This is a genomic window from Pseudomonas sp. TH08, assembly GCF_016651275.1.
Taxonomy (GTDB): Bacteria; Pseudomonadota; Gammaproteobacteria; order Pseudomonadales; family Pseudomonadaceae; genus Aquipseudomonas.
Map to the genome: position 1 here is coordinate 1,136,331 of NZ_JAEKEE010000001.1, position 9,106 is coordinate 1,145,436.

Sequence of the window (9,106 nt, forward strand, 5' to 3'; positions counted from 1 at the left end):
CATAGACCGGGTCCATATCGAGATGATTTCTATCATGTCCTCCGCTGCATCTTTCCGCACAGAAAACGACCTGCTTGGCGCCCTCGAAGTACCGGCTCAAGCGTATTACGGCATCCAGACCCTGCGAGCGGTGAACAACTTCCGTCTCTCCGGCGTTCCGATTTCGCATTACCCGAAACTGGTTGTCGGTCTGGCGATGGTCAAACAGGCCGCTGCTGACGCCAACCGTGAGTTGGGTCATCTGAGCGAAGCCAAGCACGCTGCCATCAGCGAAGCCTGTGCACGATTGATCCGCGGTGATTTCCACGAAGAGTTCGTGGTCGACATGATTCAAGGTGGCGCCGGTACTTCCACCAACATGAACGCCAACGAAGTGATCGCCAACATTGCGCTCGAAGCAATGGGTCATCAGAAAGGCGAATACCAGTACCTGCACCCGAACGACGACGTCAACATGGCGCAGTCGACCAACGACGCTTACCCAACGGCTATCCGCCTGGGTCTGCTGCTGGGTCACGACGCGCTGCTGGCCAGCCTCGACAGCCTGATTCAGGCATTCGCGGCCAAGGGCCAGGAATTCAACCACGTCCTGAAGATGGGCCGTACCCAGCTGCAAGACGCCGTGCCGATGACTCTCGGTCAGGAATTCCGTGCTTTCGCCACCACCATGGGCGAAGACCTGGCCCGTCTGAAGACGCTGGCCCCGGAACTGCTGACTGAAGTGAACCTGGGCGGCACCGCCATTGGTACCGGCATCAACGCCGACCCGCGTTATCAAGCGCTGGCTGTACAGCGTCTGGCGCTGATCAGCGGTCAACCGCTGGTGCCTGCTGCCGACCTGATCGAAGCGACCTCCGACATGGGCGCCTTCGTACTGTTCTCCGGCATGCTCAAGCGCACCGCGGTGAAGCTGTCGAAGATCTGCAACGACCTGCGCCTGCTGTCCAGCGGCCCACGCACCGGCATCAATGAAATCAACCTGCCGGCGCGTCAGCCAGGCAGCTCGATCATGCCTGGCAAGGTCAACCCGGTTATTCCGGAAGCCGTTAACCAGGTGGCCTTCCAGGTCATCGGTAACGACTTGGCGCTGACCATGGCAGCCGAAGGCGGCCAACTGCAACTGAACGTGATGGAGCCGCTGATCGCCTTCAAGATCTTCGACTCGATCCGCCTGCTGCAACGCGCCATGGACATGCTGCGCGAGCACTGCATCGTCGGCATCACCGCCAACGAAGCGCGCTGCCGTGAACTGGTCGAGCACTCGATCGGTCTGGTCACCGCACTGAACCCGTACATCGGCTACAAAAACGCCACCCGTATCGCCGGCCTCGCTCTTGAAAGCGGCCGCGGCGTGCTGGAACTGGTGCGCGAAGAAGGCCTGCTCGACGAAGCCATGCTCGCCGACATCCTGCGCCCGGAAAACATGATTGCTCCGCGTCTGGTTCCGCTTAAAGGCTGAACCGACACGTTACTTGTAGCACCGCTCACCAGGTCGAGGGACTAGACACCTCTCACCTTTTGAGGGCTTGGGGATTTAGTCCCCAAGCCCTTTTTTTTAACTGTTTGATCCTGAGACCCGTATGTCTGGGGACTGAACAATGTGGAGGTAAGCCTTTGTGGCGAGGGGATTTATCCCCGTTGGGTCGCGAAGCGGCCCCAATACCTGCTATCGCGATGTATCAGGTACACCGCGTGCGATGGTTTTGCGACTGCTTCGCAGCCGAACGGGGATGAATCCCCTCGCCACGGGGGTTGAGTCCATAGAGGAGCAGTCCCCGTACAAGCCCGGCGCCGGTAACGTCGGGTGCTTCAAAGCTTCGTTTTCGTCGCTTGCACCACTACCGTGCAGACGGGCGCGTCACTGATCGGTATAGTGCCGCCCCTCTTCGCGTGAGCGGTCGTCGGTAACGAGGCCATAACCCATGCGAAACCCGAACTAATAACAAACCCGCGAAATGGATCCGGGACGAAACCCTCGCCCCACCTGTTGTGCCGCGCGCAAACCGGTGTAACGCGATGTTTCTGACCACCCAGTATTTGCTTACACAAAAAACAGCGAGGAAAAATCCATGCTCGAAGTCATTAACGACTTCCTCTCAGGGAAAGTACTGATCGTGCTCATTGTAGGGCTCGGTAGCTACTTCACGATTCGCTCGCGTTTCGTACAACTGCGCCACTTCTTCCACATGTTCGCGGTGTTCCGCGACAGCTTGAAAGGCAGCGCCGGGCAACTCAGCTCGTTCCAGGCCCTGATGCTCAGCCTCGCCGGCCGTGTCGGTGCAGGCAACATCGCGGGTGTCGGCATCGCCGTGACCCTCGGTGGTCCAGGTGCGGTGTTCTGGATGTGGGTGACCGCACTGGTCGGTATGTCCAGCAGCTTCTTCGAGTGCACCCTGGCCCAGGTCTACAAGCGCGCCGAAGGCGATGGCCTGTACCGTGGCGGTCCGGCCTACTACATCCAGCACGGCCTGAAACTCAAAGGCATGGCAGTGGTGTTCTCCGTACTGCTGCTGGTCACCTACGGCTTCGCCTTTATTGGCCTGCAGTCCTACACCGTGACGCACTCGCTGCAAAACGCCTTTGCCTTTAACCCACAACACACCGGTATCGTCCTGGCGGTGTTGCTGGCCATCACCTTCATCGGCGGCATCAAGCGCATCGCTTCGGTGTCCGACCTGCTGGTACCGATCAAGACCCTGGCCTATATCGGCGTGACCCTGTACGTGATCGGCACTCAGATCGAACACGTGCCAGCCATGCTGGAAACCATCTTCAAGAGCGCCTTCGGTCTCGACCCGGCCTTTGGTGGCCTGCTCGGCAGTGCCATCGTCATGGGCGTGAAGCGTGGCGTGTTCGCCAACGAAGCGGGCCTGGGCAGTGCGCCGAACGTCGCCGCTGTGGCCGCCGTGAAGCACCCTGGCGCCCAGGGCGTGGTTCAGGCTTTCAGCGTGTTCCTCGACACTTTCGTGATCTGCACCTGCACCGCGCTGCTGATCCTGCTGTCGGGTTTCTACACGCCGGGCTTCGAAGGTGACGGCATCGTCCTGACCCAGAACTCGCTGGCCGCCGTGGTCGGTGACTGGGGTCGCATGTTCGTCAGCGTCGCGCTGTCGCTGTTCGTCTTCACCTGCATCCTCTACAACTACTACCTGGGCGAGAACAGCTTGCAGTTCCTCACCCGCAACCGTGCCGCGCTGATGGTTTTCCGCGGCCTGGTGCTGGCGCTGGTGGTATGGGGTTCGATGCAGGATCTTTCGACCGTGTTCGCCTTCGCCGACATCACCATGACCTGCCTGGCCTTCGTCAACCTAGTGGCCCTGGCCATGCTGTTCAAGGTCGGCATGCGCGTAATGCGCGACTACGACGGGCAGCGCCGCGCCGGCGTCAAACAGCCAGTGTTCGACTCCAGCAAATTTGCTGATCTGGACCTCGACCTGAACGCCTGGCCGGCCAACCCGTCTGCTGCTACCGGCAAGACTGAAGCCGAGCCGCAAGGCGTGCCTGCAGCGCAACGCTGACAGGTGAATGACGGGCGCATCCCCTGCGCCCGTCAGGTACAGTTCAAAAAACTGTGGGAGCGAGCCTGCTCGCGAATGCAATCTGCCAGTTAATACACAGGTTGACTGACACACCGCTTTCGCGAGCAGGCTCGCTCCCACAGGACCGTATCCTTTCGGAGAATCCCCATGAATTCGTCGACCTATCCCGCAGCCCAACACGTCATGGTGCTCTACACCGGTGGCACCATTGGTATGCAGGCCAGCGCCAACGGCCTGGCCCCTGCATCCGGCTTCGAAGCGCGGATGCGCGAGTACCTGCACAGTCAGCCAGAACTGGTCGTGCCGCAGTGGCGCTTTCGTGAGATGTCGCCGCTGATCGACAGCGCCAACATGACCCCAGCCTACTGGCAGCAACTGCGCGAAGCGGTGGTCGACGCTGTTGATGTGCAAGGCTGTGACAGTGTGCTGATTCTGCATGGCACCGATACTTTGGCCTACAGCGCCGCCGCGATGAGTTTCCAGTTGCTGGGGCTGCAGGCTCGCGTGTGTTTCACCGGCTCGATGCTGCCGGCGGGCGTCACCGACAGCGATGCCTGGGAAAACCTCAGCGGCGCGCTGTTAGCCCTCGGCCAAGGCCTGGCGCCGGGCGTGCATCTGTACTTCCACGGTGAGCTGCTGGCGCCGACCCGTTGCGCGAAAGTGCGCAGCTTCGGCCGTCATCCGTTCAAGCGTCTGGAGCGTCAGGGCGGCGGCGTGAAAGCCGCTTCGATTGCTGCGTCGTTGAACTACAACCAGCCGAAGCAACTGGCCAAGGTTGCCGTGTTGCCACTGTTCCCTGGCATCAGCGCCGAAGTCCTCGATGGCCTGCTCGACAGTGGCATTCAGGGTCTGGTGCTGGAGTGCTACGGCAGCGGCACTGGGCCGAGTGACAATCCGCAATTCATCGCCAGCCTCGGCCGCGCGCGGGAGAACGGCGTGGTCGTGGTGGCGGTCACGCAGTGCCATGAAGGTGGCGTCGATCTGGATGTTTACGAGGCTGGCAGTCGATTGCGCGGTGTTGGCGTGTTGTCCGGTGGCGGCATGACCCGTGAAGCGGCGTTCGGCAAGCTGCACGGACTGCTCGGCGCTGGGCTGGAAACAGCTGAAGTCCGCCGACTGATCGAACTCGACCTCTGCGGCGAACTCCTCTGACACACGCCTCGCCCTTGTAGGAGTGAGCCTGATCGCGATGGCAATCTTTCATTCAACATTGATGTTGGCTGCCAGACCGTAATCGCGAGCAGGCTCACTCCTACAAGGGAGTTTCGTCCGGCATATAAATTGCTGCATTCCAGCCCTCTCAAGGCTGGAAGCTCCCATGCTCCACTCCCACCTCACCACCCTCAACGCCGTCTCCCTGGTGCTCAACACCTTCAAGGCCGAAGGTCTGTCGAGCGAGGCGCTGCTTGCTGGCAGCGGCATCAGTGCGGCGGATCTGCAGCGTGCCGACACACGAATCACCACCAATCAGGAGATGCAGGTCTGCGCCAACGCGGTCGCACTCAAGCATGACATCGGCCTGGAGCTGGGCCGGCGCATGCATGTTTCCTGCTACGGCATGCTCGGTTACGCCCTGCTGACCTGTGCCACCTTCGGTGACGCTTTGCGCCTGGCGATCCGGTATCCGGCGCTGCTGGGAACACTTTTCGAATTGAGCCTGGAAGACGATGGCGAGCGCATCTGGTTTGTCGCGGCGGATTATCGCGAGAGCCCGGCGATGGCAGCGTTCAATGCCGAGTTTTGCCTGGTATCGCTGAAAGTCATTTGCGACGACCTGCTTGGGCATCCGCTACCGCTGCTGGCCACCCGGTTTGAACATGCCGCGCCGGATTACCGCGACAGCTACGCCGAACACTTCGACAGCCCGTTGCATTTCGGCGCCAAGGACAACGCGTTCGCCTTCGACCGGCACTGGCTCGATCAACCGCTGCCACTGGCCGATGCCATTACCCACCAAGCGATGGCCGAACGTTGCCGCAAGCAGAACCTCGAGTTCACCGGACGCCAGGCGTGGCTGGGGCGGATTCGCCAATTGCTCAGCGCGCAACTGAATGCTGCACCGGGGCTGGAAGGTCTGGCGCAGCAGATGAAGTGCTCGCCACGCACGCTGCGACGGCACCTCAAAGACATGGGCAGCAGCTATCAGGAATTACTCGATGAGCTGCGCTTTGAGCGAGCCAAGCAGATGTTGTGTGAGGATCAACTGCCGATCTACCGCATTGCCGAAACCCTCGGTTTCAGTGAGACCGCCAGTTTTCGTCATGCGTTTGTGCGCTGGAGCGGCGTCGCGCCCAGTCAGTTCAGGCCTTGAGATAAATCAGGCACTGCGTCGAGGACTGCACTACATTACGCGGCCTGATTCTGTCGCCGGTGTTTTTGCTCGATGGCCCTTTTTCGTTACTGCGCACCACGTGTCCTTCTCGCTGTTCTGATCAACCTGCCCGTGGCTGCCCATGCCATTGAACTGAACTGGTGGGGGCTGCCGCCCAAAGCGCTGGTCGACACGCCCGAGTACGCCCGAACCATCATTCCAATGCCCGCCGCTGCCGAAACACCGACGCCGTTGGTGGGATTGCTCAGTGGCTTTCGCGGTCTGTTCTACCTGAACGTCTATCGCGATCAGGACTACCGCGAGCGCACGCAAAAACTCGGGCCGATCCCGCTGCTCACCGCCGACGAATTTCGCAGCTGCATTACTGACTTCCAGTACTTGAATCTGGGTTCGTCGGCCAGTCGCACCGACATCGCACCCGGCATCGTGGTCGATACGCTGACGTTCGACTGTGTCAAAAGCAGTGGCTGGGAAACCAAGCGCTACCTGCTGATCGATTGGCGCGCACCTGGCACGCCGTTGCTGGCACTGGGCCGGATCCGCAACGATCACCTGCTGTCGTTCCAGCCGTTGCAGGACACCCCGGCCTCAGTGCTCGACACCTGGCTCAAAGGTGTCGAAGGTGCCCGGGATGCCATGCGCTACCGAGTACCCGACGCTCCGCTGAGCATTGAGGTCGATCCAAAACCCTATATTGCCGGCGACGGTGCCCTGCAACTGTGGGAACTGCATCGGCAACTGAGCCAGGCCAGCGACAAAGGCCCGGGGCTGAAGAAAGTCGATGAGCTGTTTTTGAATCAGGACTTTCGGCGCATCGGTGCTGACCAGAAAGAATTCATCGGCCAGCTCAACGACATTGCGTTCTGGAAAAGCCAACTGACCCCGGATGAGGGTTCCCGGCAATGGCTGCTGGAGGTAGCACGTCGCGCCCCGCAACGCATTCCGGTGTATTTGAACCTCGCGGATCAGGCTTGGCGAGGCTATGAAAAAGCGCCCGCCTACACCACCCAATACGCCATGGCGCTGGAGTATTACCGGATCTATTGCGGCCTGCGCCTGCAACGCAACCTGAGCGTGCCCGAGCGCGTGGTGCAACGGTTGGGCCTCAGCCAGGCCGAGCCTCAAGCGTGCCAGGCCCAATGGCCATTGATCGAGGCCGTCGACAATCAGGACGAGCCGCGCGTGCGGCAGTTGCTCGACAGCGGTCTGCAAGCCAAAACCTTGGGCGAGGACGGCCGCAGTGCCTTGTTGCACGCACTGGATGCACCGAACTTCGCCATCGCCCGCCTGCTGCTCGAACGTGGCGCCGAAACCCACGGCATCAACGGCAGCGAACCGCTGGTGATACAGGCACTCAACAAGGATCTCAAGACCGACAAGGATCCACAGCAAGCTCAGCGCACGCAGTTCCTGCTCGATGCCGGGGCGGCCATCGACGAGCCCGATGCACGCGGCAAGACCCTGCTGATGCAGCGAGCATCGGCCAAGGATGAAGAGGTGTTCAACTGGCTGTTCAAGCACCCGCAAAACCTCGATTTGCGGGAAAGCGAGGAACAGCGAACCGCGCTGTACGAAGCGATTTACCGCAACAACTATCCGGCGGCAAAACGTCTGGTCGACGCCGGCGCGCAGCTGAATTTTCTCTATCCTTCCGGACGTTGCTACAAGGGTGATCGCCTGGATTCGGTGCTCTATCTGCTGGCCAGCCAGGCCCCGAGAGGCAACATCGACAAGGAACTCGACCATCAGCAAATGTTCGGGCTGTTCACACTGATGCTGGAAAAAGGCGCCGACCCGACGCTGGGAAATGATTGCAGCGCGGATGCCTACAGCAAGTTGCGCAAGGTGCTTGAGCAGCGCGAGCGGCCGGATTGGCTGGAAGCGCTTGACCGCCATCAAGCCACGCCGGATAAAACCGCCAGCCGTCCCTGAATCCGTATGGCGCCCCACCGAGGGGCGCCCTGGTCTGTGATGGGGCGAATTGCGGTCAGTATTTTTGGCCATATCAATCCCCTTTTGGCCTTTCCTGCCATTCTCCGATTCAGCTGGCGCCGCAACACTGTGGACAACCGAATCAGCCCTGCGGAGAACAACAAATGCTGACGATCTACTCAGACGATCACCACCTGCACCATGGCCGCTGCGAATTGATCGACGGTCAGCTCAAGCCCTGCTTCGAGATGCCGTCGCGCGCCGACCACGTGCTGCAACGCGTACAAAAGCAGAACCTGGGGCCCGTCGAGGCGCCGCAGGATTTCGGTCTGGAACCGATCGCCCGCATCCACAGCCGCGATTATCTCGACTTCTTCAAAGGCGCATGGGCGCGCTGGACTGAATTCAATACCGACGGCGATCTGCTTCCCTACACCTGGCCGGCGCGCACGTTGCGCTCGATCAAACCGACCAGCCTGCACGGCCAACTCGGTTATTACAGTTTCGACGGCGGCGCACCGATCACCGCCGGCACCTGGCAGGCCGCGTACAGCGCAGCGCAGGTTGCATTGACCGCCCAAGCGGCCATCCAGCGCGGCGCACGCAGCGCTTTCGCACTGTGTCGTCCACCGGGGCACCACGCCGCCGGCGACTTGATGGGCGGTTATTGCTACCTCAACAACGCCGCCATCGCTGCTCAAGCCTTCCTCGATCAAGGCCACGGCAAAGTGGCGATCCTCGACGTCGACTATCACCACGGCAACGGCACCCAATCGATTTTCTACGCGCGCAACGATGTGTTGTTCACCTCGATCCACGGTCACCCGGAAGCGGAGTTTCCATTCTTCCTCGGCTATGAAGATGAACGTGGTGAAGGTGTGGGTGAAGGCTGCAATTTCAACTACCCGCTGCCCGCCGGTTCCGGCTGGGACGCCTGGAGCGCCGCGCTGGAGCAGGCCTGCGACGAGATCGACCGCTACGGTGCCGACATCATCGTGGTGTCGCTGGGTGTCGATACCTTCAAGGACGACCCGATCTCGCAATTCAAACTCGACAGCCCGGATTATCTGGCGATGGGTAAACGCATTGCCGCCCTCGGCAAACCGACGCTGTTTGTCATGGAAGGTGGCTACGCTGTCGAAGAAATCGGCATCAATGCGGTGAACGTGCTTGAAGGGTTCGAAAGCGCCCAATAATCAGCCCGCCGCCAGAGACCCGCAACTGCGGGTCTTTTTTGCCTGCAAGCTGTATGTACCGCACACCGCCGGCACGCGACTTTTACCTTGCCCTGACCCGGCGCCAT

6 protein-coding genes are annotated in these 9,106 nt (G+C 60.8%); all 6 read left to right on the plus strand.

Annotated features, from left to right (window positions below; translation table 11 throughout):
• Positions 1-34 precede the first annotated feature (34 nt).
• The 6 genes from aspA (at position 35) to JFT91_RS05440 (ending at position 8,999) form a co-directional block, all read left to right on the plus strand.
• Positions 35-1,459: an aspartate ammonia-lyase gene (gene aspA, locus JFT91_RS05415; protein WP_201229393.1), complete on the plus strand. Its 1,425-nt coding sequence runs from the start codon at positions 35-37 to the stop codon at positions 1,457-1,459.
• A 610-nt stretch (positions 1,460-2,069) separates the two neighbouring features.
• The gene (locus tag JFT91_RS05420) at positions 2,070-3,518 is read left to right on the plus strand and encodes an alanine/glycine:cation symporter family protein (RefSeq protein WP_201229395.1); all 1,449 of its coding nucleotides are present in this window, start codon (positions 2,070-2,072) and stop codon (positions 3,516-3,518) included.
• A gap of 168 nt (positions 3,519-3,686) precedes the next feature.
• Complete coding sequence (locus JFT91_RS05425) at positions 3,687-4,691, plus strand: asparaginase (protein WP_201231754.1); 1,005 nt, start codon at positions 3,687-3,689, stop codon at positions 4,689-4,691.
• A gap of 166 nt (positions 4,692-4,857) precedes the next feature.
• Complete coding sequence (locus JFT91_RS05430) at positions 4,858-5,850, plus strand: AraC family transcriptional regulator (RefSeq protein ID WP_201231755.1); 993 nt, start codon at positions 4,858-4,860, stop codon at positions 5,848-5,850.
• Between the two features lie 72 nt (positions 5,851-5,922).
• Positions 5,923-7,803: an ankyrin repeat domain-containing protein gene (locus tag JFT91_RS05435; RefSeq protein ID WP_201231756.1), complete on the plus strand. Its 1,881-nt coding sequence runs from the start codon at positions 5,923-5,925 to the stop codon at positions 7,801-7,803.
• A 164-nt stretch (positions 7,804-7,967) separates the two neighbouring features.
• Positions 7,968-8,999 carry a histone deacetylase family protein gene (locus JFT91_RS05440; protein WP_201231757.1) on the plus strand — a complete coding sequence of 344 codons (1,032 nt, stop codon included), beginning with the start codon at positions 7,968-7,970 and terminating at the stop codon, positions 8,997-8,999.
• The last annotated feature ends 107 nt before the right edge of the window (positions 9,000-9,106 follow it).

Coding starts and splice junctions, on each gene's coding strand:
- aspA (WP_201229393.1), top strand. CDS start 35: ATGTCCTCCGCTGCATCTTTCCGCACAGAAAACGACCTGCTTGGCGCC.
- JFT91_RS05420 (WP_201229395.1), top strand. CDS start 2,070: ATGCTCGAAGTCATTAACGACTTCCTCTCAGGGAAAGTACTGATCGTG.
- JFT91_RS05425 (WP_201231754.1), top strand. CDS start 3,687: ATGAATTCGTCGACCTATCCCGCAGCCCAACACGTCATGGTGCTCTAC.
- JFT91_RS05430 (WP_201231755.1), top strand. CDS start 4,858: ATGCTCCACTCCCACCTCACCACCCTCAACGCCGTCTCCCTGGTGCTC.
- JFT91_RS05435 (WP_201231756.1), top strand. CDS start 5,923: ATGGCCCTTTTTCGTTACTGCGCACCACGTGTCCTTCTCGCTGTTCTG.
- JFT91_RS05440 (WP_201231757.1), top strand. CDS start 7,968: ATGCTGACGATCTACTCAGACGATCACCACCTGCACCATGGCCGCTGC.